This is a genomic window from Micromonospora thermarum (assembly GCF_012034245.1).
In the GTDB taxonomy this organism is placed as follows: domain Bacteria; phylum Actinomycetota; class Actinomycetes; order Mycobacteriales; family Micromonosporaceae; genus Micromonospora; species Micromonospora thermarum.
This window is the reverse complement of the sequence record NZ_JAATEO010000048.1, coordinates 1-26978: the sequence shown is the minus strand read 5'-3', so window position 1 is coordinate 26978 and position 26978 is coordinate 1. Positions and strand designations below refer to the sequence as shown.

At 70.7% G+C, this 26978-nt stretch carries 31 protein-coding genes and 2 pseudogenes; 19 read left to right on the top strand and 14 right to left on the bottom strand.

Translation table 11 applies throughout. The features are described 5' to 3' along the window. Positions 1-447 precede the first annotated feature (447 nt). The 3 genes from HCJ94_RS27710 to HCJ94_RS27700 all read right to left on the bottom strand — a co-directional run bounded on the left by HCJ94_RS27710 (position 448) and on the right by HCJ94_RS27700 (position 1871). Positions 448-705, bottom strand: a complete 258-nt coding sequence (locus HCJ94_RS27710) for an SCO4848 family membrane protein (RefSeq protein ID WP_168003961.1) — start codon at positions 703-705, stop codon at positions 448-450. Between the two features lie 46 nt (positions 706-751). Then, positions 752-1315, bottom strand: coding sequence for an alpha-ketoglutarate-dependent dioxygenase AlkB (locus HCJ94_RS27705; RefSeq protein ID WP_168003960.1), 564 nt, complete (start codon positions 1313-1315; stop codon positions 752-754). A gap of 91 nt (positions 1316-1406) precedes the next feature. After that, positions 1407-1871, bottom strand: coding sequence for a hypothetical protein (locus HCJ94_RS27700; RefSeq protein WP_168003959.1), 465 nt, complete (start codon positions 1869-1871; stop codon positions 1407-1409). Between the two features lie 304 nt (positions 1872-2175). Here HCJ94_RS27700 and HCJ94_RS27695 point away from each other — a divergent pair, with 304 nt between their 5' ends. After that, the gene (locus tag HCJ94_RS27695) at positions 2176-2619 is read left to right on the top strand and encodes a PRC-barrel domain-containing protein (protein ID WP_168003958.1); all 444 of its coding nucleotides are present in this window, start codon (positions 2176-2178) and stop codon (positions 2617-2619) included. Positions 2620-2671: 52 nt separating this feature from the next. Then, positions 2672-3154, top strand: coding sequence for a DUF6098 family protein (locus tag HCJ94_RS27690; protein ID WP_168003957.1), 483 nt, complete (start codon positions 2672-2674; stop codon positions 3152-3154). 46 nt (positions 3155-3200) lie between these two features. On the opposite strand, the gene HCJ94_RS27685 is transcribed toward HCJ94_RS27690, so the two are convergent. From HCJ94_RS27685 to HCJ94_RS27670, 4 genes are read right to left on the bottom strand one after another with little or no spacing between them, the layout of a single operon-like run. Then, the gene (locus HCJ94_RS27685) at positions 3201-3470 is read right to left on the bottom strand and encodes a hypothetical protein (protein ID WP_168003956.1); all 270 of its coding nucleotides are present in this window, start codon (positions 3468-3470) and stop codon (positions 3201-3203) included. A gap of 15 nt (positions 3471-3485) precedes the next feature. Further along, positions 3486-4565, bottom strand: coding sequence for an IQM protein middle domain-containing protein (locus HCJ94_RS27680; protein ID WP_444939644.1), 1080 nt, complete (start codon positions 4563-4565; stop codon positions 3486-3488). Beyond that, positions 4549-4890, bottom strand: coding sequence for a WXG100 family type VII secretion target (locus HCJ94_RS27675; protein WP_168003954.1), 342 nt, complete (start codon positions 4888-4890; stop codon positions 4549-4551). The genes HCJ94_RS27680 and HCJ94_RS27675 overlap by 17 nt, the downstream gene beginning before the upstream one ends. Positions 4891-4894: 4 nt before the next feature. Then, positions 4895-5206 (bottom strand): YbaB/EbfC family nucleoid-associated protein, encoded by a 312-nt coding sequence (locus HCJ94_RS27670; protein WP_168003953.1) that lies wholly within the window; start codon positions 5204-5206, stop codon positions 4895-4897. Between the two features lie 252 nt (positions 5207-5458). Between HCJ94_RS27670 and HCJ94_RS27665 the strand changes: the two genes are divergently transcribed. Next, the gene (locus tag HCJ94_RS27665; protein ID WP_168003952.1) at positions 5459-5986 is read left to right on the top strand and encodes a DUF6244 family protein; all 528 of its coding nucleotides are present in this window, start codon (positions 5459-5461) and stop codon (positions 5984-5986) included. Between the two features lie 108 nt (positions 5987-6094). Here the strand turns inward: HCJ94_RS27665 and HCJ94_RS27660 are convergent, their stop codons facing one another. Both HCJ94_RS27660 and HCJ94_RS27650 read right to left on the bottom strand, forming a co-directional pair. Continuing rightward, positions 6095-7255 carry an epoxide hydrolase family protein gene (locus HCJ94_RS27660; RefSeq protein WP_168003951.1) on the bottom strand — a complete coding sequence of 387 codons (1161 nt, stop codon included), beginning with the start codon at positions 7253-7255 and terminating at the stop codon, positions 6095-6097. 653 nt (positions 7256-7908) lie between these two features. Then, entirely contained in the window at positions 7909-8982 is a 1074-nt protein-coding gene (locus tag HCJ94_RS27650) for a bifunctional NAD(P)H-dependent oxidoreductase/GNAT family N-acetyltransferase (RefSeq protein ID WP_168003950.1), read from the bottom strand. Positions 8983-9013: 31 nt separating this feature from the next. Between HCJ94_RS27650 and HCJ94_RS27645 the strand changes: the two genes are divergently transcribed. The 3 genes from HCJ94_RS27645 (at position 9014) to HCJ94_RS27635 (ending at position 11566) form a co-directional block, all read left to right on the top strand. Then, on the top strand, positions 9014-9517 hold the full coding sequence (locus tag HCJ94_RS27645) for a MarR family winged helix-turn-helix transcriptional regulator (RefSeq protein WP_168003949.1): 504 nt from the start codon (positions 9014-9016) through the stop codon (positions 9515-9517). A 110-nt stretch (positions 9518-9627) separates the two neighbouring features. Continuing rightward, the gene (locus HCJ94_RS27640) at positions 9628-10305 is read left to right on the top strand and encodes a DUF11 domain-containing protein (RefSeq protein WP_168003948.1); all 678 of its coding nucleotides are present in this window, start codon (positions 9628-9630) and stop codon (positions 10303-10305) included. 394 nt (positions 10306-10699) lie between these two features. Next, positions 10700-11566 (top strand): M23 family metallopeptidase, encoded by an 867-nt coding sequence (locus HCJ94_RS27635; protein ID WP_309227463.1) that lies wholly within the window; start codon positions 10700-10702, stop codon positions 11564-11566. Between the two features lie 121 nt (positions 11567-11687). On the opposite strand, the gene HCJ94_RS27630 is transcribed toward HCJ94_RS27635, so the two are convergent. The 3 genes from HCJ94_RS27630 to HCJ94_RS27620 form a co-directional block, all read right to left on the bottom strand. After that, complete coding sequence (locus tag HCJ94_RS27630; protein ID WP_168003946.1) at positions 11688-14843, bottom strand: M36 family metallopeptidase; 3156 nt, start codon at positions 14841-14843, stop codon at positions 11688-11690. A gap of 289 nt (positions 14844-15132) precedes the next feature. Continuing rightward, positions 15133-15693, bottom strand: a complete 561-nt coding sequence (locus HCJ94_RS27625; protein ID WP_168003964.1) for a helix-turn-helix domain-containing protein — start codon at positions 15691-15693, stop codon at positions 15133-15135. 352 nt (positions 15694-16045) lie between these two features. Next, entirely contained in the window at positions 16046-16312 is a 267-nt protein-coding gene (locus tag HCJ94_RS27620; protein ID WP_168003945.1) for a metal-sensitive transcriptional regulator, read from the bottom strand. A gap of 365 nt (positions 16313-16677) precedes the next feature. Here HCJ94_RS27620 and HCJ94_RS27615 point away from each other — a divergent pair, with 365 nt between their 5' ends. From HCJ94_RS27615 to HCJ94_RS27605, 3 genes are read left to right on the top strand one after another with little or no spacing between them, the layout of a single operon-like run. Further along, positions 16678-16995 (top strand): YidH family protein, encoded by a 318-nt coding sequence (locus HCJ94_RS27615; protein ID WP_205802020.1) that lies wholly within the window; start codon positions 16678-16680, stop codon positions 16993-16995. Beyond that, a complete protein-coding gene (locus tag HCJ94_RS31595) occupies positions 16992-17216 on the top strand; it encodes a DUF202 domain-containing protein (RefSeq protein ID WP_168003943.1) in 225 nt (74 codons plus the stop codon). The genes HCJ94_RS27615 and HCJ94_RS31595 overlap by 4 nt, the downstream gene beginning before the upstream one ends. Then, a complete protein-coding gene (locus HCJ94_RS27605) occupies positions 17123-17332 on the top strand; it encodes a hypothetical protein (RefSeq protein WP_168003937.1) in 210 nt (69 codons plus the stop codon). Before HCJ94_RS31595 ends, HCJ94_RS27605 begins: the two co-directional genes overlap by 94 nt. A 2-nt stretch (positions 17333-17334) precedes the next feature. Here HCJ94_RS27605 and HCJ94_RS27600 read toward each other — a convergent pair whose 3' ends face one another. Further along, a complete protein-coding gene (locus HCJ94_RS27600) occupies positions 17335-18240 on the bottom strand; it encodes a GntR family transcriptional regulator (protein WP_168003942.1) in 906 nt (301 codons plus the stop codon). Between the two features lie 65 nt (positions 18241-18305). Between HCJ94_RS27600 and HCJ94_RS27595 the strand changes: the two genes are divergently transcribed. The 10 genes and pseudogenes from HCJ94_RS27595 to HCJ94_RS31315 all read left to right on the top strand — a co-directional run bounded on the left by HCJ94_RS27595 (position 18306) and on the right by HCJ94_RS31315 (position 26576). Continuing rightward, the gene (locus HCJ94_RS27595; protein WP_168003941.1) at positions 18306-19640 is read left to right on the top strand and encodes an MBL fold metallo-hydrolase; all 1335 of its coding nucleotides are present in this window, start codon (positions 18306-18308) and stop codon (positions 19638-19640) included. 79 nt (positions 19641-19719) lie between these two features. Further along, entirely contained in the window at positions 19720-20310 is a 591-nt protein-coding gene (locus HCJ94_RS27590; RefSeq protein ID WP_168003940.1) for a rhodanese-like domain-containing protein, read from the top strand. Next, on the top strand, positions 20307-22079 hold the full coding sequence (locus HCJ94_RS27585) for a SulP family inorganic anion transporter (RefSeq protein WP_168003939.1): 1773 nt from the start codon (positions 20307-20309) through the stop codon (positions 22077-22079). The genes HCJ94_RS27590 and HCJ94_RS27585 overlap by 4 nt, the downstream gene beginning before the upstream one ends. 2 nt (positions 22080-22081) lie before the next feature. Next, entirely contained in the window at positions 22082-22510 is a 429-nt protein-coding gene (locus HCJ94_RS30615) for a carbonic anhydrase (RefSeq protein WP_240944564.1), read from the top strand. A 274-nt stretch (positions 22511-22784) separates the two neighbouring features. Further along, positions 22785-22940: pseudogene (locus HCJ94_RS31320) on the top strand (MBL fold metallo-hydrolase); the annotation flags it as partial. After that, positions 22937-24133, top strand: a pseudogene (locus tag HCJ94_RS27570) (hemolysin family protein); the annotation flags it as partial. The pseudogenes HCJ94_RS31320 and HCJ94_RS27570, both read left to right, overlap by 4 nt. 254 nt (positions 24134-24387) lie before the next feature. Continuing rightward, a complete protein-coding gene (locus tag HCJ94_RS27565) occupies positions 24388-25419 on the top strand; it encodes a sporulation protein (protein ID WP_168003963.1) in 1032 nt (343 codons plus the stop codon). 107 nt (positions 25420-25526) lie between these two features. Further along, positions 25527-25748 carry a hypothetical protein gene (locus HCJ94_RS27560; RefSeq protein ID WP_168003938.1) on the top strand — a complete coding sequence of 74 codons (222 nt, stop codon included), beginning with the start codon at positions 25527-25529 and terminating at the stop codon, positions 25746-25748. Positions 25749-25914: 166 nt separating this feature from the next. Then, a complete protein-coding gene (locus HCJ94_RS27555) occupies positions 25915-26187 on the top strand; it encodes a GlsB/YeaQ/YmgE family stress response membrane protein (protein ID WP_168003962.1) in 273 nt (90 codons plus the stop codon). 152 nt (positions 26188-26339) lie between these two features. Continuing rightward, positions 26340-26576, top strand: coding sequence for a cation diffusion facilitator family transporter (locus HCJ94_RS31315; protein WP_309227462.1), 237 nt, complete (start codon positions 26340-26342; stop codon positions 26574-26576). Positions 26577-26668: 92 nt separating this feature from the next. Here the strand turns inward: HCJ94_RS31315 and HCJ94_RS31310 are convergent. After that, positions 26669-26978, bottom strand: a 310-nt coding sequence (locus tag HCJ94_RS31310; RefSeq protein ID WP_309227461.1) for a hypothetical protein, incomplete at its 5' end; no start/stop codon positions are given.

Below are 26978 nucleotides of genomic sequence, written 5' to 3'. Positions count from 1 at the left end.
TCACCGTCTCTGCCGTGTCAAACCGTGTGTACCGGTCTGTCATGCTTCGTACGGCTTGGCCCGCTGGTCGCATGCAGCGGCGAGCCACTGCACTTGATCATCGGATTCGGCAGGCCGGCCGCCGCGGTGTCCCGCTGGCTCGCCCGGTGCCCTGCCGGTCGTCAACCATACCCGGTCGGTTCCGCCGCACCAAATCCGCCTCCCGGCAGATCCGGCGGGCCCCGCCCGACCGGCGTCCCAGGGAGTTCGACCCCTCGGCGCCGGTGCCATTCCCGGTCCGGAGCTCCAGGCCTTTCGCCCTGTTTGCCCCGTTCCGCGCTGGCAGAGAGAAAGTTACGCGTCTGCGGGTTTGAACGTCAAATCCGTGGGGAGCGGCCCGCGTCACACCTCCCCGGAGGGCATCCACCGCCCCGCGAAGGGCGGCTGTGCCGCGCACCCAGCCCGAGGTCAGGAGGTCGAGGTCGGCCGGCGGCCGGCGCGCAGGGCGCGAACTCCGAGGACGCCGACCGTGGTGCCGATGGCGAGGGACGCCGCGATCAGCAGGGCGTGGATCCAGAGGAACCCGGTCGCCGGGAAGTCCCCGACCACCCCGGTCGACCAGGAGCGCGGGTCCTTCCAGATGGCGACGGCGAACCGCGGCCAGATCACCCAGGTCCAGACGCCGACCCCGATGAGGAAGTACGCCCAGCCGCGCGACAGCACCATGGCGACCGAGTATGCCACCGGGTCGGCGCCGGGAGGGCCGACCGGATCAACCGCTCCGCAGTTGCCGGAAGGTGACCGAGTACCGCAGCTCGGGCACCGGCGGGATGCTGTGCTGCCAGGCGGTCCGGACCGCGCCGGCGAGCACGTACGCGGAGCGGGGCGCCAGCTCCACCTCGTACACCCGGCGCTCCGGGCCGCGGCCCCGCTGGAACCGCAACAGGCACGCGGAGCCCAGCGACAGGCCGACGACGGTCGGGCCGAAGGCCGGGGCGTCGCGGTGCCAGCCGATGACCGAACCGGGTGGGTAGCGCGTTACCAGCGCCTGGGCGAGTGTGTCGGCCGGCACTCCGGCCAGGGCGGCGCACCGCTCCCGCACCCCGTGCAGTTCGACCGGCAGCGCCTCGGTCTCGGTGAGCTGGAAGGAACCGCAGTCGTAGCGGAAGCCGAACTGCCGCACCGTCCGCCGCGCGATCTGCCCGTACATGCGGACCTCGCCGAAGTCGTACGCGGACAGCGCGGCCAGGAGGGAGATCTCCTCGTCGACGTCGAGGAGTTCCGGCTGGTACGCGAACCCCTCCGGACGCTCGTGGACGCCACGCATCCGTCCCATCCGACCGACGGTAGTCCCGACGCGGGCCCGCCACCGGTGGATCCGGCGCGGCCCGCACCCTTGTGACAGGCGCGGGCCCCGGCCAGGTGGATCAGAAGCAGGTGCCGATGCCGCCGATCGCCGGGTTCGCCCGGTCGTGGTAGTGGACGGCACCGGACGGGTCGGCCATGAAGCCGCCCCAGATCGTGCAGCCGCCGCGCACGTACGCCCTCGTCGGGCCCGCCGCGTAGAGCTTGTTGGTGTCGTCGACCTGCGTCGGCAGGTACTGGGCGGCGAGGTAGACCTGGGTACGGGTGAGCGTGCCGACGTACGCGGACTTGACGGTGACCGTGCAGCCGTACCCGGTGAAGGTGTTGTACATCAGGTAGACCGTGCCGAGCCGCTCACGGGTCTGCGCGTGGTGGATGGGGTCCTGGTCCCGCAGGAGGTAGCCCGGCCCGCAGAGCGACTGGGGAGTGACCGGGTTGACGGCGGCCTGCGCGGCGGCTCCCACCCCACCGACCAGCCCCACCGCGAGCGCGAGCACGATTGCGGTTCGACGAACGGTACGGAACATGTCTGTCGCCTTTCTCCTGTCCGGCGGATGCGCGACCAGAATGGCGGCGCCGAGTGTCCCGTCGAATGTGCGGCAGAGCCACTCCCGGTGACCGCCCGGTGTGCCGGCCGCCAATTCATGGCCGGTCGACCTGCGACAACCTTCACGTATTCATTGACAATCGTTGAATATGGCGAATTTCGCACGCGCATGTGCCGGCGGAACACAAATTGCCGGCGAGTTTCGGTTGTGCACCGCTGTTTCCCCGGAGACGGGCTGGGCACAGATCCTCCGACGACAGGTGGACCGGCACCGGAGGTGGCCCGTGGAACGATCGACCTTCAACCCCTGGACGTGGCGCGACCCCTCGGCTCTCGCTGGCGGCTACCAGCCGACCACGCCGGCTGCCGAGCCCACCGACGGGAGCGGCGGCGACGGCCCGGATGCGCCGGGCCCGGGTACGCCGGTCGACCTGACCGGTTACCGGGTGGAGGCCACCGACGGGCGGATCGGGTCGATCGACCGGGCCAGCGACGACGCCGGGGCCCAATGGCTGGTGGTCGACACCGGTCCCTGGATCTTCGGACGCAAGGTGCTGCTCCCGGTGGGCACGATCGCCCGCGTGGACCATCTCGACCGGGCGGTGCACGTGGACCGCACCCGGGAGCAGGTCAAGCAGTCACCCGCCTTCGACCCCGACGCGTACGAACAGCCGGACTACCGCGAGCAGGTCGGCCGCTACTACGAGGAGAGCTACCGGCGGGACTGACACCGTGCGACACGGCCAGGCATGGCCGGGCCGTCGTGGGGCACAAGAGGGCATGAGCGGGGTACGTCAAGACGCGCTGATGCCGGTCGTCGACGATCTGGACCAGCTCGTCGACCTGCTGCGCCGGACCGGTCCGGAGGAGGAGCTGTACATCCGCTGGTCCCGTGGTCCGGACGCGGACCTGTCCGGCGGGTACGGCGCGGAGCAGTCGAGCAAGGACGCGCTGACCGGCATCGACCTGCCCGGCCTCTCCGCGAACCCGCTCGCGGTCGAGCCGTGGTGGGGTAGCCGACCGCTGCGCCTGTGGGTGGCCCGCCGGCTCTACGACTACTGCCACCTGCGTGAGCTGCGCGGTCCCGGCGTACGCCCGTGGGTGCTGGTGGGTGAGCAGCTCGGCCGGGGACCGGACAACGAACCGCTCGTGCGCTGCCACCGCCCGGTGGCGTGGGTCGCGGAGCGGGCGCTGCGCGAGGCCGACCGCGCGGTGGAGGCGCAGTCGTCGGCCGAGTGGGGGCCGCTGCACCGGGCGGACTGACCGTCACCCGGGCGCTGCCGAGGACGCGGCGACCAGGCGCGGGCGATCAGGCGCGGGCCGCGAGGGCCGCCGAGAGCTTGCCGAGGAACGCGCGGATGCTCTCCTCGCTGTGGGGCGCCTCGACCTGGTCGTTGAGCGGCCCCTGGTACCGCAGCGCCTGCGTGAGCGCGTCCAGGGTCTCGGCCGGGCCACCGGGGTAGAGCCCACCGGCCACCCCGTCGGCGACCCGGGTGACCACCGCGTCGTCGAGGGCCCGGTCGAACTGGATCCCGTAGAGGATCCCGTTGACGTGGCCCTTCCAGTTGTCCGTGCCCATGTTCCGCTGTCTCCCCTAGAAGATCCGGCTGCCGTCCCAGCTGTGGATCGGGACGTCGCCGAGGCCGTTGCGCTTGAACTCGGCGTCGAGGTTGGCCATGTGGCTCACGTCGGGCTGGTAGTGGCCGCTTCGCGCGGTCGCGAGCTGGACCCTACCGTCCTTGACGACCAGCTCACCGGCCGCCGCCACAGGCTGTCCGTTGCCGAGCGTGGAGTGGTGGAAGTCGCCGACCTTCTGGTACGTGGACGCGTAGATGTTGCCGTTGCGGTCCATCACGAAGATCGCCTGGCCGTTGCCGCTGAAGACGGTGCTCGAGCTGGACGTGTCGTACGGCGTGCCGTCCTTGGCGCTGCGCAGGATCCCGTCGCCGTCGAAGAAGACCCGGTGCTCCTCGAGCTGTTCCGGGGTGAGCCGGCGCACCGGTGTCGGGAAGAAGCCGCCGGGCAGATGCTCGTTCTTGTACTTGTCGAGCATCGGCTTGGTGTTGTGGTAGCGGGGCGTCATGTGCGGGCCGGGGATGCCGGGCTTCGGGCGGCCGCCGGGACCCCGGCCCTTGCGGGTGAACCGGCGCAGCAGCGTCTTCGCCCGCTTCAGCAGCTGCGGGATGATCTCCTTGACCACCCGTTCCACAACCTCCTTGACGATCCGCTGGATCGCCATCCGGGCGACGCCGATCGAGACGGGGATCTGGGCGAGCGAGGCGCCGAGGCTGGGCGCCGCCGCCGCCAGCGCGATCGCCACCTGCACCACGAGGATCGTCAGCTGGATGATCACGAGGATCTTCTGCGCGAGCGTGATGATCGCCATCACGAGCAGGGCCATGCCGATCAGCTCGGCGGCCTGGGCGCCGTCCTCCATGCGGCCGGGCGGGCCTTCCTCGCCACGCCACGCCTGCTCGAACGCCCGGATGTCGTCGCCACTGTTGGCGCCGAAGACCTGCGCCGCGCCCTTCTCCGCGTCCCCGACGGCCGTACGCAGCCGCCCGGCGAACGCGAACCACATCTGCGACGCCTCGAACAGCAGTTCCTCGTCGGCGGTCGGCCAGCTGAAGCCGACCCAGCCCAGGGCCTCCGCCAGCTCAGGAGGCAGCTGCATACCCACCGGGCAGCTCCATCCGGTTGAAGAGTTCCGCGTTCGTGGTCTCGATCGCCTCGTAGGCGTCCGCCCCGTGATTCAGGTTCTCCGCGACCTCCAGCAGCTGGTCGGCCATCGACCGGTAGACGTCGAGCGCGTGCGTCAGCACCTCGACGTAGACGGCGCCGAAGAGCGAACCCGCCTCGTCGGAGCCCCACGGGCTGCCCGAGCCGGTCACGGTGCCTTCGAGGCTGGTGACCTCCGCGCCGAGCTGCTGGCCCGTGGCGTCCAGCGATCCGGCTGCGGCGCGCAGCGCCGCGACGTCGACCTGGATCCCGTCGGACATGGGCTCACCGCCGGTCGATGCGCCGGGTGGCGGCGTCGAGGTCGCTGATCATCCGGTCGAACCCGCGGAACGCCTCCTCGGAGACACGCTCGAGCTGCCGGGCGAGGGCCGCCGTGTCCGGCGCCGCCGCACCGAGCGTCTCGGCCCGGCGGGTCCGCTCGTCGTCCTGCGCCGCCCGCACGGCCTCCACCACGTACTCGGCGATGGCGGTCGTGCCGGCACGCAGCAGGCTCGGATCGATCACCAGCGACTCCAGCCGGCCGAACGCCGACACCTCGGCCTCGACCAGGCCGTCCCCACCAGCACCGCGGCCCACCAGCCCCGCGGCGTCAGGTGCGCTCTCGGGCCCGCCTGGCTGCGCCGGTGGCCTGGCCCAACAGCCGCATCGCCTCCTCCAGCGACCGGCCCAGCCCGGACGGATCGACGCCCCCCATACCCATCACCTCACGGTCCGTTTCCGTCTCCCCCAGGACGCGCGAGACTACCAACGGGCACCGGGCCACCGCAGCCCCGCTGTCGCCTGTGGAGCGTCCGTCGTCACCCGTCGTGCACTGGAGGAGACCCGTCCGTGTCGCACATCGAGAAGATCACCGCCGAACTCCGTACCCTGTCGGGCGGCGTGGAACGGGCGCAGGCACTGACCGCGACGGCCGACCAGCAGGCCCAGGAGGTCGCGCGCCGCGCCGCCGGTGCCGGCTTCGCGGCGGTCGCGGCGGGCATGACACGGGTACGCGGTGCGATCGCGACCGTGCAGGGACGGCTGAGCGGCCTCGCCACGTCGATCGGTGAGGCGACGACGGCGACGGCGGCCGTTCCCCGCGAGGCCACGCCGGAGGAGACGGTCGCCGGGCTGGGTCCGGTACGGGACGGCATCGTCGGCACCCGGGCGGCGTCGAGCGCGACCATCAGTCAGGTCGGTGACGCGCAGCGGCTGGTGACGCTGGTCCTGCAGGGCGGGCAGCCGGGGCCGCTGCTCCAGGGGCTGGAGGGCGTCAAGCAGGTCCTCGTGCAGGTGGTGCAGCGCACCACGGCGGCCGAGCGGTCCGTCGAGGCGGCGGTCGCCGAGGCGCGACGGACCGGCGCGCCGGGCGCGTGAGCGTACGCCCGCTGGCGGTCTTGTGAGGCGGTGCCGCGCGGGTGGTCCGGTCTGCGCCTGCGGTGCGGGTGTTTCCGGGGCGCCGTGCCGCGCCTGCCGGGCCGCGGCTCAGCCCCGGCCGAGAGCCCGGGCGAACTGGCGGATGTCCTCGACCAGCAGGCCGGGCTGCTCCAGCCCGGGGAAGTGGCCGCCCCGCCCGTACTCGGTCCACCGCACGATGTTCGGGAACGCCTGGTCGGCCCAGGCCCGGACGGGCTGCGACGGGTCGTGCGGGAAGACCGCCACCCCGAGCTGCACCGGCACCGGGGGCTGCCGTCGCGGCGCGTCGCTGACCGGGAGCATGTCGGCGGTCTCGTAGTACAGCTGGGCCGAGGAGCCCGCACTGCGGGTGAACCAGTAGAGCGAGACGTTGGTGAGCAGCCGGTCCCGGTCGACGGCGTCCTCGGGGCTCTTGCCGGAGTCGGTCCACTCCTTGAACTTCTCGACGATCCAGGCGAGCTGCCCGACAGGCGAATCGGTGAGGGCGTACGACACGGTGACGGGCCGGGTCGCCTGGAGCTTCATGTAGCCGGACTCCTCGGCGAGGAAACGCCCCAGGCGGGCCAGCCGCCGGCCGGTGTCCTCGTCGAGCGCGCCCAACTCGCGGGGGTCGCCGGGAGGGGGCGTGATGAGGAAGTTGACGTGCGCGCCGATCGCGTGCCCGGCGTCCATCGCGGCGAGCGCGACCGTCACCCAGGACCCGAAATCGGTGCCCTGCGGCAGGTACCGGTCGTATCCGAGCCGGCTCATCAGCTGCGCCCACGCACGGGCGATGCGGGGCACGCCCCACCCGGTCTCGGTGAGCGGGCCGGAGAAGCCGTAGCCGGGCAACGACGGGATCACCACGTGGAACGCGTCCGCGGGGTCGCCGCCGTGGGCACGCGGATCGGTCAGCGCCCCGATGAGGTCGACATACTCCAGGAAGCTGCCTGGCCAGCCGTGCGTCAGGATGAGCGGCGTCGCGTCCGGCTCGGGAGACCGGACGTGCAGGAAGTGCACGGTGGCACCGTCGATCTCGGTGACGAACTGTGGGTACCGGTTCAGCTCCGCCTCGGCCGCCCGCCAGTCGTACCCGGACCGCCAGTACTCGGCCAACTCCCGCAGGTACCCCTGGGGCACGCCGCGTTCCCAACCGTCGGCGCCCGGCTCCGGCGGCCACCGGGTGTCGGCGAGGCGCCGGCGCAGGTCGTCGATCTCTGCCTGCGGAATCTCGATACGGAACGGCTTCATCCCAGCGCCTCCCCGGTCACGGCACGCACGAGAGCCACATCGTCGGCCGTCGCACGCGGACGGCGCACCTTCGAACGTGCGCACCTCGGGACCGCGCGTCGCCGTACCCCCTGATGCGCCGGACCGACCTGCGAGGGTGACCGCTAACCGGGTGACGTGCCGCGGCGCCGGCGCAGGACCACGGCCACGAGCCCGACGGCGAGGACGGTCAGCACCGCGCCGCCCGCGAGCCACCAGCGCCCCGACGACCGCTCGGGCGCGGGTGCGGCCGTGCCATCGGTCGGGGCCGCCGCGGGGGTGGAGGGTGTCTTCCCGCCGTTGTTCGAGCACCTCTGACCGGTCGGCTACCGCCACGCGCCCCCACAACATCGGTCCGGGACGTTCGCAACGTTGTGGCCCGGCCCTGCGTGTAGTCGCCGATGAGGGACTTCGACGACTTCTACGCGGCGCACTACGCCGACCTGACCGTGCAGGTCTACGCCTACTTCGGCGACCGGCACGAGGCGCAGGACGTCGTCCAGGCCGTCTGACTCTCCACGTGGTGGGATCCCCGGGCAACACGCCGGCTGGCGGCGCCAGCCTGACTCCCGGGATGGCGCGCGAACGCGGCATGAGCGCGCACCGGACTACGCGGGTTCAGTGGACCGGCAGCGTCAGTGCTCCCCAACTGGTAGGTCCTTGGCAAGGCAGGTGGTTCCGTCCGAGCCGGCGAGTGGTGTCGACCGGTAGCCCTCGCTGTGATAGAGGTCGATGTTTCGCAGGCTCTTGGCACCGGTGTAGAGCAGGATGCGGCGGCACTCGGGTTGGGCGGCTTCGGCGGTGCGCAGCAGCCACCGGCCCAGCCCCTGGCCTCGCAGGTCGGGCACGACGGCGAGCCGACCCACATGCCAGTCGGCGTCGACGCGACGGGCCCGCACCATGCCCAGCAGTCGGCCGTCCAGCCAGATGCCCGTGGTGTGCCAGGTCGCCAGCCAGTCACGTACCTCCTCCAGCGACTCGTGCAGGGCCGGTACGGCCATGGTGTCGTTGACGACGGCCTCGTCCACCCAGCAACACCGCTGCAGCACAGTGACCTCGGGCGCGTCGTCGGGGGTCAGCCGTCTCGCGTAGGACCCCGGCAACGGTCCGGACAGGGCCCCGGCTCGTGCGCGTTCGCGCATCGGCCGTAGGGCGTGGGCGAGCCGGACCAGTTCGTCCAGCAGGCCGACACCCGCCGTGTCGCGGGCCGCGTCGGGCCGCAGCCGACCATTCTCGGTTGCGTCACCGATGCGGATCGCGACCGTGGCGCCCAACGGAACCAGGCGCAGCGTGGTCACCACCTGCTTCGCGTGCTGAACCGACCGGGTGCCCGCCGACGTGTTGCCGTAGCTGACGAAACCGATCGGCTTCCATGCCCATTCGCGGCTGAGGTAGTCCAGCGCGTTCTTCAGGGTCGCCGGCATCCCGTAGTTGTACTCCGGCGTGACCACGATGAACCCGTCCGCCGCGTCGACAATCGCGCTCCACCGACGTGTGTGCTCATGCCGGTAGACACCCGACGACGGGTGTTCCTCTTCGTCGAGGAACGGCAGGTTCAGGTCGCCGAGGGCCACCGGCACGAGCTCGACGCCGAGTTCGGCGGCACGAGGGGTGATCGCCTCGATCAGCCACTGCCCCACCGCGGGGCCGAGGGCGCCGGGGCGGGTGCTGCACATGAGCGTCAGGACGCGGATCGGTTTCATTGACATGGAAACGAAGCGTAGGTGCTAGGTTGATTACATGTCAACGAGACGGCCGGCCAGCAACGTGCGTTGGTTGAACCCCGACGAGGAGAGGGCGTGGCGGGCCTTTCTACGTGTGATGGTCGCCGTTCGGACCGGCACGGCGCGCGACCTGGCCGCGATCGGTCTCTCCGAACCCGACTACGAAGTACTCAGCACGCTGTCGGAGCGGCCCGACCACACCAGCACCCTGGGGGAACAGGCCGACAAGATGGGCTGGTCACGCAGTCGGCTGTCCCGGCACGCCACCAGGATGGAAGCGCGCGGTCTGCTGCGGCGGGCACCCGACCCGACCGACGGCAGAGGCTGCCTCCTCGTACTCACCGCGCACGGCCTGGACACACTCGGCAACGCCGCACCGGCCCACGTCGAGTCAGTACGACACCACTTCATCGACCGGCTCGCCCCGGAAGACCTCGCCGCCATCGAACAGATCGCCCGGAAGCTGGAAGAACCCCTGACCGGCGACGATCGGCCACCCAAACAAAGCCCGTCGGCATAATCGTCGATGGGTAGGGGAGAGCGTCGATACCCCGCCTTACTGGACGGGCGGCGCCGGCCGGGACCTGGCCGGGCCGGGCGGAGTCCCGCCTGCGGGCCTACAGTGTGAACGTGTGGGAATCCATTGCCAGGTCGGTGGTGGGCATGATGACCGCGGCGACGGCGGTTGTCCTGGCGCCGGCCCCATCCCCTGCGGTGGAGGTCGCACCCGTGCTGACCTCGACACCGTTCGGCGCGCTGCCGGGGCAGCAGGTGACCCACACCATCACGGTGTCCGGTCAGGGCACCGTCACTGCCGCGCGGGTCACGTTCACCACCACGGCCGACCTGGACGGTGTCACCGCCCGCGCCGAACCGGGGCGCTGCACCGTGTCCGCCCGTAGCGTCGTCTGCGACCTGGGTTCTCTGCTCCTGACCGCCGCCTCCCCCTCCCCGCGGGTCACGATCACCGGCAGCGTGCGCCCGGGTGCGCCGGCCGGCACGCTGATCCGCAACCGGGTCACTGTCACCTCGGCGCAATCGGGTGCGACCGGAGTCACCAGCAACGCGTATCTGCTGCCAGGGTCGACCGCGACGCCCTCCGATCAGCCGCAGCAGGAGGCACATCCTGCGGCGACGAGGCCCTCGTCGCCCAGCCGGTGGATGGCAGTGCCTGTTGTCGCGGCGGTGATCATGGCTGGCGCGGTCACGGTAGGTTTACTGCTGACGCGTCGACGACTGCGCCGTCGTCACGCCCAACCACCGCCCCACCCGTCGGCTGTTACGGCCGGGCGCCGCGATCCGATATAGAGAGCGAGGCCAGCAGCGGAGAAGGCGGCAGGAGTTCGCGATGACCCGACGAGGGAGCAGGAAGGCGGCACTCGCAACCGTTGCCGCCGCGGCGGCGCTGACAATGACGTCCCTGTACCTGGACGCCAGCGCGGACAGCGCCGCAGCGCAGACCTCGGCACAGGGGCCGCTGCCCCTGCCGACCCTTCCCAGTCCTTCACTATCAGTGTCGCTGCCCCCGGTGAAGCCGCCTCCGGTAATTCCGTCCGCGATCAAGCCGCCGACCGTGAAGTCCCCAACCGCGCCGTCGAATGCTGTCCCGTCCGCACGGCCGACACCGCCCGCGGCTACCCCGACCAACAGCGGGCCACCGCAGGTGAGCGTCCCGGCGGTCCCCAGCAGCGGCGGACCAATCGTGAGCCCGGGATCAGCCGCCGCCATCATCGATGCCGACCCCACCGCCGACCTGTATCCCCAGCCGCCGGTGGACCCTGCCGTCACGCCACAAGCGCGCCAGGTCGCCGCGCTCACCGATATCCAGCACCGGATCCAGTACCTGAACAACATCCTCACGCGCACCCGCGCCGACCTGACCAGGGTGCAGCGTGACCCGGATCCGGTCCTGCAACTACTGACAGCACTGACCACCGGCGTGGCCCCGGCTTCCGATCCGGACTCAGCCGCGACCCTCGCCACAGTCGACTCCGTGGATGCGGTCGACACCGCCACTGGCCGTGCGGCCGCCCTGTCCGGCGCGATCACCTCAGGGCAGACGGAACTCGCCCGCCGCCAGCGGGAGGAGACGAGACTCCGGCAGGAGATCGAGCGTCGCGCACGCCTGGCGACCGCCATCCCGCAACCGGCCGGCAACCCTGCCTCGTACCGCGGCGGCCGGCTGAGCTCTCCACTGTCGGGCCGGCTCACCAGCAGGTTCGGCACCCGGTTCGACCCGTACTACCACGTGTGGCAGCTGCACGCGGGTATCGATCTCGCCGCGGCAACCGGCACCCCGATCCTCGCGGCCGCAGGCGGACGCGTCACCCGAGCCGGTTGGTACGGCGGTTACGGCAACTACACCTGCATCGACCACGGCAGGGCGGACGGGCAGCGACTCTCCACCTGCTACGGCCACCAGTCCAAACTCCTTGTGTCGCCGGGGCAGCAGGTCAGGGCCGGCCAGGTGATCGGGCGGGTCGGGTCCACCGGCGCCTCCACCGGCCCCCACCTGCACTTCGAGGTGCGGCTCGGCGGACGCCCCGTCGACCCGTTGCCCTGGATCTGACCGACCAGCCCGCCCGCCCGGCTTCGCATCTTGGTCTTGTGCCATGCAGAGCTCGCGCTCGGCTCCGACGGACCTCGGCGATCGCCACCGAAGTCCGTCGGAGCCAGTACGCGCCCGAACCTCACCTGGTGTCCGTGGCGGTGACTGTGAAGGGTACGGCGGCGCCGAGCCACAGTTGGGCCAGGATGTAGCGGGTTCCGGACGGGATCGTGCCGGACTCGTCGGCGGCCGCGGACGCCGCGGACCCGAGCAGGGTGCACGACTCGTCGTAGAAGTACAGGTCGAAGTCGTACGGGGCGACGGTGTCGCCGCGTACCTGCACCTCGTGGGCTCCGTCGCCGAAGCTGTCGGGCAGCCTCGTGACCCAGCCGTCCGCGCCCTGTGCCGGCGCCACCGGAACGGTGCACGTGGACTTGAACGCTGTCGCGGTGACGCCGGTGGCGTCGTCGGCCGTGCCGGTGGACGGGTTGCCGGCCAGGATGATCCCTGTCTCGGTGACCGGCGCGTCCGGCGGTGACGGCGGCAGCGGCTCGACGCCGGTGGCGCTCTGGGAGAAGACCTGCAGCTCGGCGACCTGTACGTCGGTCTTCGTCTCGCCGAGCGCGCTGTCGGTCCAGAACCGCACATACTGGGCCTGCACCGGCTTCGCCAGGGTGAACTGCTTGTAGTGCAGGTCGGGGGCGGTGGGGCGCGGCGTCTGGTAGCCGAACGCGTCCGGCTGGGTCAGGACGGTCTGCCAGTTCGTCCCGTCGGTCGAGGTCTGCAGGGTGAACCCGCGCAGCCCCTCGAACCGGGAAGTCGTGAATGCGCTGACCTGGACCGAGGAGATCTGCGCCGGTGCGGCCAGTTTGATGACGGCGTTGCCGGTGTCCGTGGCGGCCTTCCAGCTGCTCGCCTCGGTGTCGTCGATCAGCCGTTCGGCGCCGCTCGCGGTGGCCGAGGCGACGGTGGCGCCATTGGCGGCCGACGCCAGGTTCGGGGCGAGCGCGAACCGCAGGGCCGAAGTCTTACCGGCGGTGACCTTCACTCCCGGGAAGGTGCGGGAGCCGAAGCCTTCGGCCGTGATCGTGACCGGGTAGGTGCCGGCGGTCACCGGGGCGGAGAACCCGCCGTCGGTGGACGACGTGCGTAGCGGCGTCACCCTCGCTTCGAACACGCCGAGGATGATGCGGGCGCCCGGGATCGGCTTGCCGGTGGCGGCGTTGACGACGGTGCCGGTCAGGGTGCCGTTGCGGGCCGGGTTCACGTGCGCGAAGGACGGTGCCGGGTCGGTGTCCTCACCGCCGTCGGTGGAGGCGTGCACGCCGAGGCCCCGCTTGGCGAAGGCGCCGTAGACGACGTTCACCAGCGCGGCGTAGTCCGACCTGGTGTGGTAGCGGTTGTCCAGCGCAGTGCGGATCGCGTCGCGCATGTCGACGAAGGACGGGTCGGCCGGGGACAGCGGCATCGCGTCGGTGACCAGCCGTGCCGCGATGTCACCGCCGGCCGTCTCGCCGTAGCGGGCGACGAGCGCCTTGCGCATGTCCCACAGGATCGCCGTCCAGATCTCCCCGTCGGAGTGCACCTCGGCGCCGCCGAGGTCGTAGCCGATGTCACCGAACCCGGTGGGGTTCTTGTCGTAACTCCAGTTCCGGATGCCGCGGTCGGCGTTGCCGGTGACGTGCTGGCCCACCACAGCCGTGGTGGCGAGCTTGTTGCCGTGGAGGTAGTTCAGGGCGTACCAGTCGCCCCAGCCCTCGCCCATGGACCCGGACTGGTGGGTGTTGAGGGCGTTGTCCTCACCGCTGACGTAGCGGTTGGACAGCCCGTGCGCGTACTCGTGCTCGATGACGGATGCGTCGAAGTTCCCGTCCGCGTACGGCCCTTCGAATGTGTCGTTGATCGGCTCCCACAGGAACATGCCGCTCCACGGCGGGATGCCGTCGGGCAGGGTGAGCATGTAGGCGTTGTCCCGGCCGGTGTAGGAGGGCGCGCCGCCGCTGACCGCCCCGGCGTGCACCAGCCCGAGGATAGGGTCGCCGCCCTGGCCGCCGTGGGCGCCGTTGTTGGCCTGGAAGTTGCCCCCGGACTCCGTGAAGCCCAGCGCACGGAACTCGTCGTGGATGCGGTTGTGGTGCCAGAACAGGTTGGTCGCCGCCGCGTCAAGGTCCTGGACGTAGCTCGGCGGGACGGTCTGCCCCTGCGTGCGCGTCCAGTTGGCACCGTAGGTGTAGGTGAACTGCCCGGTCGGGCTCACCGGCCGCGGGCCCTGGTCGGCGGGCACGAGGAAGTTCGAGTAGTTGGCGTACGTGTCGGCGTTGTTACCGATCGTTGTTACCCCTTGAACGCCGGCCAACCCCGTCGGGTCGACGTACCCGGAGGGCGACTGGGCAGTCGGTCCGAACGATTTGACGACCGGCGCGCCGCCGGCCGGCGCTCCGGGATGATTCTCGTAGACCGTGCCTTCGGCGTCGTGCGCCACCAGGGACGCCCGGTACAGCGTCTCCCCGGTCGCCGCGTCGACCACGACGTCCCACGCCTGGTCCAGCGCCTTGACGAACAGCACCCGGTACGCCGGGCGAGCCCCGTCGCGGGTCGGGAACGCGCCCTTCCGCACGTACGACTCAGCGGCGAAGGGGCCCTTGGCGAAGACCTGGAACCCCGCCCGCTCCCCGACCGGCTGCGCCGAGTACGCGACGCCCGGGGCGAGATTGCCGACCACGCCGTGCAGCGCCTGCGCCGGGGACAGCCTGTGCGCAGCGGTGAGCCCACCGCTGCGCGTTGAGTTGCCCGCGTAGGACAGGACTGTGCCGTCCCTGGTTACCGTCACGCCCAGCCGCCCGCCCCGCAGTGACGGTAGTCCGGCATATGTCTGCGCGAAATTCACTACGTGGGTGCCGGTGCCGACGAGTTCGTGGTTCCGCACGACGGTGAGCGCCGCCACGTCCGCCGACGTGAGACCGAAGGCGTCACGGTTGGCGTCGACAAAGGACCGGGCCACGGCGGCGGCGTCGCCTGAGCGGGGACCGGTGAGCCATCCCCCGGCCTTGCGGATCGTGCGAGGCGTGCCGAACCGCCGATCCCAGTCGACCCGCGTGCCGGCGCCCGCCGCCCCGATCAACTCCCGCGCCGCCTTGAGCTGCGCGTCGGTCGGTCGCACCGAGTCGGCCGTACGGCGGACATCGAGCCGGTCGACACCCGGCGACCCGACATCGACGACAGCCGAAGCAGCTGATGGACTGAGCGTCACGAGGAGGGCGAACGCCGCCCCGGCGGCGAGCGATGGACGGAAACGCATGGGAACTCCTCTGCGACAGGGAATCGCTGCGTCGTGCTGGAGCTCACAGCTCCTCGTAATGGACATCGATCCCGACGCCTGAGGCGCAACAGCAACCGGCCCGCCAGCCGCACAGGTGCAGCGCGTTCATCTGGTGCTACAACAGACGGAGCGGGAGGCGGTCGGCGACGCTGGCAGGATCACGGGCTGCTGTCGACGACGAAGATTGGCACTCCCGTCGAGCCGCGCAATATCAACCGGCATTTCGAGTAGTTGTGCGAGCGGACGGGAGTTCGCCGGATCGTGTCCATCACCTGCGCCACTCGTGCGCGGCGCGGCGATCGGTCGGCTGATGTGGCCGCTGGCCGAGGGTGTCCACGTCACCGGCGAACAGGTCCGACAACAGCCCCTCCGGATCGACCGCCGTACGCAGGGCCGTCCGGAACAGCCCGACCTTGCTGCCGAAGTAGTGGTGCACCAGAGCGGGGTCCACGGCTGCCCCCGACGCGACCTGCCGGATCGAGACACCGTCATACCCCCGGGCCGCGAAGGCGTTCCGGGCCGCGGCGAGGATGGCCGCCCGGGTCTCCGCCGTGCCTGGTCGCCGGCCCGTGCGTGGCAGCTGGCTCTCCTTCGATCCGCAGGGTCTATCCCTCTCGGGAGTCCGCAGCGAAAAGCTAGCTTTCGCTGGGTCGCGGCGCTCAGCCCGCGTTACGTGCTCACGAGCGTTTGGGCTGCAGGGAATAACGGGCAGGACAAGTAGATCGACTTTGCCAACGCCGACAGAGGGCACTGGGAGTAGGGAGAATGAGGCATGGCCTCGGACCAGGAAGCACTCCAGCGCCTGCGAGACGCGCTCGTGCGAATCCATGAACGGGCCGTAGTGCATGACGACGACGGCCTTCATATGGCAGCCCACGAGATCAGCCAAGCGGTCTGTGCACTGGGACATCCGTGCCCCGAGGGGCCGGAATTTCGCGCCTGCCCCATATGCAAGTCCCTACCAGGGCAGCGCTGCATCAACGTGCCCGGCCACATCCTTGCGGACCATTACCACCCACAGCGCTGCCGGTAGGCATGACCTGCAAGGTCCGCCGGGTGCTGGGATTGGCCGCAAATGAGCCGGTCCGCGGTGTCTGCCAGCCGGTAGCACGGCCTTCGACGCGGACGTGCAGTCATTGTTGCGACGTCCCGCCTCGACGACGTGCTGCCGGCAGATGCGGCTACGCGAGCGACAGGAACAGCTTCTCCATCTGTTCGAGGTTGGCCTTCTGGTCCTCTCCCGGGGCGCCACTGACGCACTGCTGCAGCCCGCTTGCGATGATCTTGAATCCGGCTCGGTCCAGTGCCCGCGATACCGCCGCGAGCTGAGTCACCACGTCGGCGCAGTCTCGACCGTCCTCGAGCATGCCAATGACACCACGGATCTGGCCTTCGGCGCGGCGAAGCCTCTTGATCACGTCCCGGACCGCGCTCTCATCAACCTGCATCTTCAGCTCCTCTACCGTTCAGACCAACAGTACACCGGGGGGTATGTAGGGCCGGATGCTACGATGGCTGGCGCGTATACCCCCGTGGGTATTAACGCTGTTGTGGCCGGTATCCGGCATCTGACGGAGCTGGGAACTGTGATGGTCGGCGCCCGGGAAGTCGCGAGGGCGCATGGCCGCTGAGCAGGAGCCTGGGCCGCACGGCAGTCCGATGGGCGATCAGTGTCTGACACGGAGGAACCGACATGGCTATCGCGTTCGCCGACCGGCGTGGGTTGACTTGAGAGGCATCCGCCTGTTTCGTCCGCGACGGGACCGTCCCCCCTCTCGAGGAGGTGGGTCAGACGCCGGACTATCGTTTTAGCTTGGCAAACGAGCGTACGTTCCTCGCCTGGGTCCGTACGTCGCTCGCGCTGTTGGCTGGCGGTGTGGCGGTCGTTCAGATCGTGCCGGACTTCGCGTTCGCGGGTGCCCGGCACCTGCTCGGGATCATCCTCATCCTGTTGGCGATCGTCATAGCCGGCACGAGTTACGCCCGGTGGGAACGCCGCGAGCGGGCGATCCGCCTCGGCGAGTCGCTGCCACCGTCGCTGCTTCCGCGGGTGGTCGGTGTCGGGCTGGCCGTGGTGATGGTGTTGTCGCTGGGCTTCGTGCTCCTGGAAGTGGTGCGGGGGCAGGGATGAGGCGTCGCCAGCCCACGCACCCGCCCAAGGTCATCGACGCGGGCCTACAGAGCGAACGCACATACCTCGCCTGGCAGCGCACCGCACTGGCCTTTGCCGGGGTCGGCGCGCTGCTCATCTACGGGTTGTGTCGCATGGGCGCGCCCTCGCCGTTCCCGGCCGGTTCGGACTGCTCGTCGGGATCTTCCTGTTCACCCGGACGCAACGGCGTTACCGCCTGACGGTGGCGGCGGCACGTTCCGGGCGCGCGCTGGACCGTCGGATGATGGCCGGCGTAGCGGCGGCGGCAACGCTGCTGGCAATGGCCGGCCTCGGCGCCCTGCTCCCAACGGCTTGACCTCAATCGGCCGATCTCGTCAGGGCAGCTCCCAGCGGGGAACCATCGGCAACAGCCATCTGGTAGGCGGTGTGGGGAGCCCAGTTCGCCACGACGCTGAAGCGGTCACCGCGCACGAGCGTCTCGCGCCACTCGGCCGGGTCACCGTTGACCCGACTGATCCGGTCGATGGCCAGCAGCGCCGCCCCCCGGCCGAGGCCGAGGAGGCGGCGGTGATCTGCGGTCGGCGCGACGGCATGGATGCGCTCCTGCCCCTCCGTGAACCGCACGCCGCTGCGGGATAGCTCGGCGTAGACCCCGGTCGCGGTCAGGTCCGCCTCCAGTAGGGGCCGGGCGAGCGAGGCAACCAGCCAGGTGCGGTCCAGGGCGAGCGGCTGCTCGTCGGCGAACCGCAGCCGCTCGATATACACGAACTCGGTGTCGGCATCGATGCCCAGCCGGTCCGCCACCGCCGGATCCCGGCGCGTTCCGCGAGCGAGGACCTCGCTGCGCTGGCGCATACCGCGCGCCTGCACCTCGCTGAACAGCGAGTACAGCGCACCGAGCGGCTGCTCGATGCGGGCTGTCCGCACGTCAGTCCGGCGCCCCCGTCGCGAGTCGAGAATCCCAGCCTGGCGCAGCCGGCGCAGCGCCTCGCGCACGGTCTGCCGGCTCACGTCGTACTCGCTGGCCAGTTGGTGCTCGCCGGGGAAGGTCCCGCTGAACGCCTTGGCCTCCAAGCGCCGCATCAGGTCTTCCTGGAGCTGCGCCCAGAGCGGGAGCGGGAGGCTGCGGTCGAGGGGACGCGCCGACGTGTGGTCTGCCACAGGAGCTAGCCATTTTCGCGTGAGTTGTTTGGTTGACCAGACAAGCGTACCGGCCTCCCCGATGGTGGCCGCGGACGTCGGGGTTTGCAGTTGTCCGTTCATTCGTACATACTCGAGGCAGTTACCCCCGGGGGTATACGCCCGGGGACCTTGAGGAGGGACCACCCATGGATCTCGTGTCATTCCGCACCCCGGGCCTGGGTGACCAGACGTACCTGCTGACCCACGAGGGAAAGGGCGTCCTGGTCGACCCGCAGCGCGATATCGACCGGTTCCTGCACGCGGTCGCCGAACGCGACGTCGAGCTGCGGTTCGTGCTGGAAACCCACCTGCACAACGACTACGTCTCCGGAGGTGAGCAGGCGGCGCTGCGTACCGGCGCCGAGCTGGTGCTGCCCGCCGCAGCGGCTGCCGCCTACCCGCACACTGCAGCGTTCCACCTTGAGGACATCAAGGCCGAGGGCCTGACGATCCGCCCGATCCACACCCCGGGCCACACCCCCGAGCACACCAGCTACCTGGTGCTCATCGACGGGGAGTCGGTTGCCGTGTTCTCCGGCGGCAGTCTGCTGGTCGCCTCGGCCGGCCGGCCGGACCTGCTGGGCCCGGCCCGCGCCCGGACCCTCGCCAAGCTGCAGCACGGCTCGCTGCACCGCCTCGCCGGCCTGCCCCGCGACATCGCCCTGCTTCCGACGCACGGTGAAGGCTCCTTCTGCACCGCCACCGGGGCCGGCCGCTACACCTCCACCATCGGCGAGGAGCTGGATGGCAACCCGCTGCTGGCGGTGAGCGACGTGGAGCAGTTCGCCGACCAGCTGCTCGCCGCGCCGATGCCGATCCCGGCGTTCTACCAGTACATGGGGCCGGCGAACACGCTGGGCGTCCCACCGATGCCGGCACTGACCGTGCCCGAGCTGGACCTGGCCGATCTGGCCGATCAGCCGGAGGGGACGCAGGTGCTCGACGTTCGCCCCCGCACGGTGCAGGCCGCCGGCTTCCTGCCTGGCTCGGTCGGGATCGAGATCGCCAACGACTTCGGCAGCTGGGCCGGCTGGCTTCTGCCGTACCAGGCACCGATCGTCCTCGTGGCCGAGCCCGGCCAGGACGTCACGGAGCCGGTCACGCAGCTCACCCAGATCGGCATCGACACCGTGCGGGGAGTGGTTCGCGACCTCGGCGAGGCCGCGACCGAGCAATTTGAACTGGTCGACGTACCCACGTTTGTCGATCGGCTCGCCGACCCGACCGCCCAGGTGCTCGACGTGCGGATGCCCAGCGAACGTGCGGCCGTGCGGCTGGACGGAGCGGTGGAGCGCTTCCTGCCTGACCTGATCACAGAGGGCGTACCCGCCGAGATCGACCCCGACCGCCCGGTGCTCGTCGCGTGCGGCAGCGGCCGACGCGCCGCCATCGCCGCCACGCTCCTGGCCCGCGACGGCTACCAGCCCGTCGTGCTGACCGGCGCCGGCGTCGCCGACGTGGTCGCCGCCCGCACCCACTGACCGTCTCCGCTACTCGCCGGCGGGGTGGATCCCTCCGCCCCACCGGGCCACCACCCAACAACTGATCATGGAGTGCTACATGAACGCCAAGAACGCAACGTCCGCCATCGACGTCGCCACCGCCCGCGCGCTGCTGGCCAACAACCCCGACACGTTGATCGTCGACGTGCGCACGCCCGGGGAGTTCGAGACCGCCCACGTCGCCGGCTCGATCAACCTGCCGCTGGACCAGGTCGACGCGCACCTGGGACGGATCGTCAACGACGCCGGCGGCCGGCTGCTGCTGATGTGCCAGTCCGGCAACCGCGCGACTCAGGCCTGCACCAAGCTGGTCAACGCCGGGCTGTCCGGAGCCACCGTGATCACCGGCGGGATGAACGCCTGGATCAGCGCAGGCGGTCCGGTCGAGCGCGGCCGTGAACGGTGGAGCCTGGAGCGCCAGGTCCGCCTGATCGCCGGCGGCATCGTCCTGCTGTCGGTCGTGGCCAGCATCTGGCTGCCGCCAGCACGGTTCGTCGCCGGCTTCATCGGGGCCGGTCTGACCTTCGCGGCGCTGACCAACACCTGCGCGATGGGCGCAATGCTGTCCCGACTGCCCTACAACCGCGGGGCAGGCTGCGACGTCAACGCCTCCCTCGCCCGGCTGCGTAATGAAGGGAGGCGCGCATGAGCGCGACCAGTTACATCCAGCAGGACCGCTCCGGCCTGGCCCGGGTGCTGCCACTCTTCGGCTGGCTGCGCCGCTACGACCGGGTCACCCTGCGCCACGACCTGATCGCCGGCCTGACCGTAGCGGTCATGCTGGTACCGCAGAGCATGGCCTACGCCGCGCTGGCCGGCATGCCCCCGGTCACCGGCCTGTACGCCTCGATCGTGCCGCTGCTGGTCTACGCACTACTGGGCACCTCCGGGTCCCTCGCCGTCGGGCCGGTGGCCATCACCGCGCTCATGACCAGCGCGGCACTGGCCCCCCTCGCCGACGGCGACCCGGCCCGGTACGCGGCGCTGGCCGGCCTGCTCGCCCTGTTGGTCGGTGCGATCCAGGCACTGATGGGCGTGCTGCGCCTCGGCGTGTTGGTTAACTTCATGTCCCACTCGGTGCTGTCCGGGTTCACCTCCGCCGCCGCGGTCGTCATCGCCGCCAGCCAGATCAAGGACCTGTTCGGACTCAAGGCCGGCCGGGCGGAGACTTTCCCGGAGATCGTCGAATCGGTCTGGCACTCGGCGACCACCGCGCACGGGCTGACGATCCTCGTCTCGCTGGCCAGCGTCGCCGGACTCGTGCTGCTACGCCGGTACGTGCCGAAACTGCCCGGCGCGCTGCTCGTCGTCGCTGGACTCACCGTGGTCAGCGCCGCGCTGTCCTTCGGCGAGCGCGGCGTGAAGATCCTCACCGACGTCCCCGGCGGCATCCCGGCGCCCGCGCTGCCCACGCTGTCCGCGCACGACATCCAGGCGCTGCTGCCCGCGGCCGTGGCCATCGCACTGGTCGCCTACATGGAGGGCATCGCCGTGGCCAAGGCCCTCGCGGCGAAGTCCCGCCAGCACGTCAGCCCCAACCAGGAACTGGTGGCGGTCGGGGCGGCCAACGTCTCGGCCGGGCTGTTCCAGGCGTTCCCGGTGGCCGGCGGCTTCTCCCGCAGCGCGGTCAACTTCTCCGCCGGCGCCCGCACGCCGGTGGCGACGGTGGTCACGGCGGCGATGGTGGCGCTCACCGCGCTCGTGCTGACGCCCGCCTTCTACCACCTGCCCAAGGCCGTACTCGCCGCGATCGTCGTGGTCGCCGTACTCGGCCTGGTCGACCGCAAGGGGGCGGTCACCGCGTGGCGGGCCCGCCGGTCCGACGGTCTGACTCTGGCCCTGACGTTCCTGGTCACCCTGATGTTCGGGGTCGAGCCCGGTCTCGCCGCCGGCGTGGCATTCAGCCTCGGGGTCTTCCTGTGGCGCTCCGCGCGGCCGCACACCGCCGAACTCGGTCGGGTGCCGGGCACGGACACGTACCGCAATGTCGCCCGGTACACCGGCCTGAGCACCGATCCCCGGGTCGCGATCGTCCGCGTGGACGGCCCGCTCTACTTCGCCAACGCCCAACTTCTCGAGGATCGGCTGCTCACACTGGCCGAACAGCGAGAGGGCACGGAGGCCATCGTGCTCGACGCCAGCGCGATCAGCGACACCGACGCGGACGGCGCCCACGCCCTGGTAGAACTGCGCGAACGCGTTGCCGCGCGCGGCGTGGTCCTCCATCTGGCGACCGTTCGGGGGCCGGTGCGCGACCTGCTCGACCGGGCCGGCGTGTGGCGACCCATCCGCGACGCGGGTCACGTGCACCGTGACATCACCGCCGCCCTAGCGGCGACCGGAAACGAGGTATCCAGCCCGCCGCGTCAGACGATGTCCGGGCCCGACCGACCGCCCGTTCCTCAGGAGGTGCTGTAACCGTGCCTGACCGATTCGCCACCATGTTCACCTGCATCGACGGGCGCATCCAGCGCCCCCTGGACGAGTGGGCGCGAAACCACCTCGATGTCGAATACCTCGACACGATCACCGAGCCCGGACCAGAGGCGGTGTTGGCCACGACCGGCGAGCGATGCCTGGACGTTCTCCTGGAGAAGGTGCAGATCTCCCAGCGCGCCCACGGCAGCGCCACCCTGGTCATCGCCGGGCACGCCGACTGCGCCGGCAACCCCGTGTCCACCGACGAACACCGCAACCAGCTACGTCAGAGCCTGGCCCGACTCGCTGGACGGCTACCCGACACCAGGATCATCGCCGTCCACGCCGATCGGTGCGGCGAGCAGTGCTGGGACCCCGAAATCGTCGCCGAGGTGTCACCACCGTCCACCGACGCGCGGCCAGCGGCGTAGGGCCCGTACGTCCCCTGCACCCAACAGTCCGAATCCACTCGGCACGGTCCGCGGCGCCACGACCGCTTCCTGCTCCCCCTGGTCCCGCTTGTCGTCCGGGCCTGTCCTCACCGCTGGGACAGCGGCTGCGGCTGCCAATGAGCGCCTCGAGTCGCACAGGGCCGAAGGGCCCTACCAGGGGCGACGTTGGTTACGGTGGCAGAACGTATACCCTAGGGGGTATAAGTGAAGAGGTGGTTCCATTGGCCACCATCGCTGTAGAAGGAGTTGGCAGATGTTGTTCACCCAGTACTACCTGGACTGCCTGCCCCAGGCGTCGTACCTGATCGCCGACGACACCACGAAGCGCCCGGTGCTGGTCGACCCCCGCCGGGACATCGACGAGTACCTCGCCGACGCCCAGGCCCGCGGGCTGACCATCGAGGGCGTCCCTCCCGGGCCGGGCGGGTGCTGGCGAAGCTGGCACGGGACCCGAACCGGTTCCTGGCCACCATCCAGATCGGCATCACCCTGGCCGGGTTCCTCGCCTCGGCGGCCGCCGCGGTCTCCCTCGCCGCGCCGCTGGTCGGCCCGCTCGGGTTCCTGGGGTCGGCGGCGGAGCCGGTGTCGATCGTCATCGTTACGATCCTGTTGACCTTCGTCACCCTGGTGCTCGGTGAGCTGGCGCCCAAGCGGATCGCGATGCAACGCGCGGAGGGTTGGGCGCTGCTGGTCGCCCGGCCCCTCGACGCGCTGTCGGCAGCGTCCAGGCCGGTGGTGTGGCTGCTGAGCACGGCCAGCGACGCCGTGGTGCGGCTGACCGGTGGTGACCCCCGCGCCCGGCGGGGGGAGGTCACGACCGAGGAGTTGCGGGACATGGTCGCCGCGCAGCGCAGCCTCACCCCCGAACACCGGATGATCATTTCGGGGGCGTTCGAGGTCGCCGAGCGGATCCTGCGGGAAATCCTCGTCCCGCGCCGGGACGTGGTCACCCTGTCCGCGTCCCTGTCCGCTCCTGAGGCACTGCGGGAGCTGGGCAAGTCGGGGCAGACCCGCGCCCCGGTGGTGGGCCGCGGCGGCCTGGACGACACGGTCGGCGTGGTGCACATGCGGGACCTGCTCGACCAGGACGGCCCGGTCACCGGGCACGCCAGCCCGCCGTTGTATCTGCCGGAGACGTTGAAGGTGACCGAGGCGATCCGGGAGATGCGCCAGCAGCGGCAGCAGTTCGCCCTCGTCGTGGACGAACGCGGCTCGATCGACGGGATCGTGACGATGGAGGACCTGGTCGAGGAGATCGTCGGGGAGATCTACGACGAGACCGACCGGGACGTGCAGGCCGTCGTAAGGCAGCCGGACGGGTCGCTGCTGCTGCCGGGCGGCTTCCCGCTGCACGACCTGCCGGACGTCGGCGTCGACCTCGACGAGGACACCCTCGAGGCCGGCGACTACACCACGGTGGCCGGATTGATCCTCGCGCACCTCGGCCACATCCCGAAGACCCCCGGCGAGGTGATCGAGCTGCCGGGCCTGACGGCCGAGGTGACGGAGGTGACGGGGCGGGCCATCACCCGCGTCCGCCTGCGCACCACGCCCGCCCGTGGCGATCGACACGAGGGCGACGAGGCCGACACCAGCCGCTGACCGACCAGCCCGGCGAACGGGCCATAGCCGCGTTCGTGCGGTCGCCGCAGCCCGGCGAACGTCATGCCGCACCGCTGCGACCGGACAGTAACCGAACGAAAACGCTCAGCTACTTCTCAGGTTGCGTTGGTAGGTTCCCGGCCTGATGGCATCCAGTATGGACGTCGTCGTTTTCGTTGCGGCGCAAGGGTTTCTGGGTGGAAGTTCCACGGGAGCCGGGTGTCGCGCGTTGGCTGTCGTCGAGGGAGACGCTCGTGGTGTTCAAGAAGATGCTGGGCGCGTTCGGGGTGGGCGGCCCCAGCGTCGATGCGGTCCTGTCCAATCCGAGTACCCGCCCGGGGCTGATGCTGGGCGGGCAGGTGAACCTGACCGGCGGCAGCCACGATGTGGAGATCGACCACATCACCGTCGGCCTGGTCACCCGGGTGGAGATGGAGGGCGCGGAGGAGGAGTACGACGCCCTCGTCGAGTTCCACCGCGTCGGCGTCACCGGTGGCCTGCAGCTACGCGAGGGGCAGCACCTGTCGCTGCCGTTCCAGGTCCCGGTGCCGTGGGAGACCCCGGTGACCGACCTGTACGGGCAGCACCTGCACGGCATGACCATGGGCCTGCGCACCGAGGTGGCCATCCGCGGCGCCGTCGACAAGGGCGACCTCGACCCGGTGTACGTGCATCCGCTGCCGGTCCAGGAGCGCATCCTGGAGGCGTTCGGCCGGCTCGGCTTCCGGTTCAAGGGCGCCGACCTCGAACGCGGCCACATCGCCGGGCTGCAGCAAACGCTGCCGTTCTACCAGGAGATCGAGTACTACGCGGCGCCGCAGTACGCCCACGGCGCGGCCGAGGTCGAGCTGACCTTCGTCGCCAACGAGCACGGCGTGGACGTCGTTCTCGAATTCGACAAGCGCGGTGGCCTGTTCACCGGCGGGCACGACTCGTTCGGCCGCTACCACGCCGCGCATGCCGACGCCGACCGCGTCGACTGGGCCGCGCAGGTCGACACCTGGGTCCGCCAGGCCCTCGACGGCTACCAGAGCCTGCACGCCGGCCACGGCTACGCCCCACCCGCCCAGGGCTACGGCGCCCCCGGCTACGGGCACGCCGCATACGGCCACCCAGGCGGTCACTACAAGGAGGAACACCACCACGAACGGCACGGCGGCCCCGGCATGGGCGCCGTCGCCGCCGGCGTGGTGGGCGGCGCCGCGCTCGGCTTCGCCGGTGGCATGGTCGCCGATGAGGTGTTCGACTCCTTCGGCGACGACGAGGGCGGCGACGAGGAAGCCTGAGCGCTGGTTCCACAGTGGACCGGTACGACGACGTTCGTGATCTAATTCGGTAGGTTTGTCCGCATCCGGTCGGAGTACCCCGACCGGGGTTTCGAAGGAGTGTGCGCATGCCCGTCACCGCCGACCTCAGCGAGCTGGTCGACAAGGCCTATCAGGACAAGACCCTCACCGAGATCGTCGACGCCCCGGTGTCCGCCCTCGCCGGGGTCAGCGACGGCGACGCCAAGCTGCTCAAGGATGCCTTCAACATCACCACCGTCGGCGACCTTGGCCGCAACCCCTACTTCCGCACCGCCAGCGCCCTGGTCGCCCTCACCGGCGCGAAGTAGCAGCACCGCCGATGCCCGGCGGCACGAGAACCTCCTCGACCGCCGGGCATCCGCCTGCCTGAGCCGTCGCGCCCGGGAGGTGGCTGGCGTGGCGGTGGTTTTGGTGCTTGCGCGGCAGGGCAATGATCGGAGCCGACGACAACCCCCTTCTGGAGGGACACCTCTCGTGGAAGTCACCGGCTTCTTCACCGCGATCATCATCGGTCTGATCATCGGCGCGCTCGGCCGCCTCGTGGTGCCGGGCAAGCAGAACATCCCGATCTGGCTCACCCTGCTCATTGGCGTGGTCGCCGCGATCCTCGGCACCCTGGTCGCCGGCGCGCTCGGCGTCGATGACACCCGCGGCGTCGACTGGATCGAGCTGGCCATCCAGGTCGCCTTCGCCGCCATCGGCGTGACGATCGCCGCCGGCGCCTACGGCCGCCGCCGCATCCCCTGACCGTCACACCGCTGCCTCCGCCGGCCCAGCCCCTTCCGGGGCGGGCCGGCGGCCTGCTGCCGGCACCGCCGCAGCCCCCACCTGCGCCGGCGCGGCCCGCCGCGCCCCTTTGGCACACTGACCACCCACACTCCGGCGAGCGGGAACTACTGATGGCGGCAAAGGGCAGCACCAAGGCGGTGGTGACGGCGCTGGCGGCGAACCTCGGCATCGCGGTGAGCAAGTTCGTCGCCGCCGCGATCACCGGGTCCGCGTCGATGCTCGCCGAGGGCGTGCACTCCGTCGCCGACTCCACCAACCAGGCACTGCTCCTGGTCGGCGGCAAGCGCGCCCGCCGCGCCCCGTCCGCCCTGCACCCGTTCGGGTACGCCCGGGAGCGCTACATCTAGCGTTCCTCGTCGCGATCATCCTCTTCACCCTCGGCGGCCTGTACGCCCTCTACGGGGGCTACCACAAGATCAGCGACCCGCACGAGCTCACCTCACCCCTGATCGCCGTCGCCGTCCTGCTGATCGCGATCGCCTTGGAGGGCTACGCGCTGCGCACCGCGATCGTCGAGGCCAACAAGGTTCGCGGCAACCGCGGCTGGGTCTCCTACCGGCGACGAGCGGCTTGAAGCCGAGAGCCGCGGCGACCAGGCCAGCGCCAACGTGAAGCAGGCCGGCAAGAAGATCAAGGATGCCTTCAAGAGCTGACCCCGGTCCGTGCAACGAACGGCAGGGTGAGACGACATGCGACGGCCACGGCGGTGCTTTCCGTCGTGGCCGTCGTCCGGCGGAGCGCGGCTGGCA

What these genes read in the sequence shown, in the direction of transcription:
- HCJ94_RS27680 (WP_444939644.1), bottom strand. Translation starts at nt 4,565, where the DNA reads ATGCAGCTGCCTCCTGAGCTGGCGGAGGCCCTGGGCTGGGTCGGCTTC.
- HCJ94_RS27625 (WP_168003964.1), bottom strand. Translation starts at nt 15,693, where the DNA reads ATGGATTCGCACGAGCGCGTCTCGCAGGCGCTGGAGTGCTTCCTGGTC.
- HCJ94_RS27590 (WP_168003940.1), top strand. Translation starts at nt 19,720, where the DNA reads ATGAACGCCAAGAACGCAACGTCCGCCATCGACGTCGCCACCGCCCGC.
- HCJ94_RS27675 (WP_168003954.1), bottom strand. Translation starts at nt 4,890, where the DNA reads ATGTCCGACGGGATCCAGGTCGACGTCGCGGCGCTGCGCGCCGCAGCC.
- HCJ94_RS27650 (WP_168003950.1), bottom strand. Translation starts at nt 8,982, where the DNA reads ATGTCAATGAAACCGATCCGCGTCCTGACGCTCATGTGCAGCACCCGC.
- HCJ94_RS27560 (WP_168003938.1), top strand. Translation starts at nt 25,527, where the DNA reads ATGCCCGTCACCGCCGACCTCAGCGAGCTGGTCGACAAGGCCTATCAG.
- HCJ94_RS27620 (WP_168003945.1), bottom strand. Translation starts at nt 16,312, where the DNA reads ATGCAGGTTGATGAGAGCGCGGTCCGGGACGTGATCAAGAGGCTTCGC.
- HCJ94_RS27595 (WP_168003941.1), top strand. Translation starts at nt 18,306, where the DNA reads ATGGATCTCGTGTCATTCCGCACCCCGGGCCTGGGTGACCAGACGTAC.
- HCJ94_RS31595 (WP_168003943.1), top strand. Translation starts at nt 16,992, where the DNA reads ATGAGGCGTCGCCAGCCCACGCACCCGCCCAAGGTCATCGACGCGGGC.
- HCJ94_RS27685 (WP_168003956.1), bottom strand. Translation starts at nt 3,470, where the DNA reads ATGGGCACGGACAACTGGAAGGGCCACGTCAACGGGATCCTCTACGGG.
- HCJ94_RS27710 (WP_168003961.1), bottom strand. Translation starts at nt 705, where the DNA reads ATGGTGCTGTCGCGCGGCTGGGCGTACTTCCTCATCGGGGTCGGCGTC.
- HCJ94_RS27690 (WP_168003957.1), top strand. Translation starts at nt 2,672, where the DNA reads ATGAGCGGGGTACGTCAAGACGCGCTGATGCCGGTCGTCGACGATCTG.
- HCJ94_RS27600 (WP_168003942.1), bottom strand. Translation starts at nt 18,240, where the DNA reads ATGAACGGACAACTGCAAACCCCGACGTCCGCGGCCACCATCGGGGAG.
- HCJ94_RS27705 (WP_168003960.1), bottom strand. Translation starts at nt 1,315, where the DNA reads ATGGGACGGATGCGTGGCGTCCACGAGCGTCCGGAGGGGTTCGCGTAC.
- HCJ94_RS27630 (WP_168003946.1), bottom strand. Translation starts at nt 14,843, where the DNA reads ATGCGTTTCCGTCCATCGCTCGCCGCCGGGGCGGCGTTCGCCCTCCTC.
- HCJ94_RS31315 (WP_309227462.1), top strand. Translation starts at nt 26,340, where the DNA reads ATGGCGGCAAAGGGCAGCACCAAGGCGGTGGTGACGGCGCTGGCGGCG.
- HCJ94_RS27660 (WP_168003951.1), bottom strand. Translation starts at nt 7,255, where the DNA reads ATGAAGCCGTTCCGTATCGAGATTCCGCAGGCAGAGATCGACGACCTG.
- HCJ94_RS27585 (WP_168003939.1), top strand. Translation starts at nt 20,307, where the DNA reads ATGAGCGCGACCAGTTACATCCAGCAGGACCGCTCCGGCCTGGCCCGG.
- HCJ94_RS27700 (WP_168003959.1), bottom strand. Translation starts at nt 1,871, where the DNA reads ATGTTCCGTACCGTTCGTCGAACCGCAATCGTGCTCGCGCTCGCGGTG.
- HCJ94_RS27645 (WP_168003949.1), top strand. Translation starts at nt 9,014, where the DNA reads ATGTCAACGAGACGGCCGGCCAGCAACGTGCGTTGGTTGAACCCCGAC.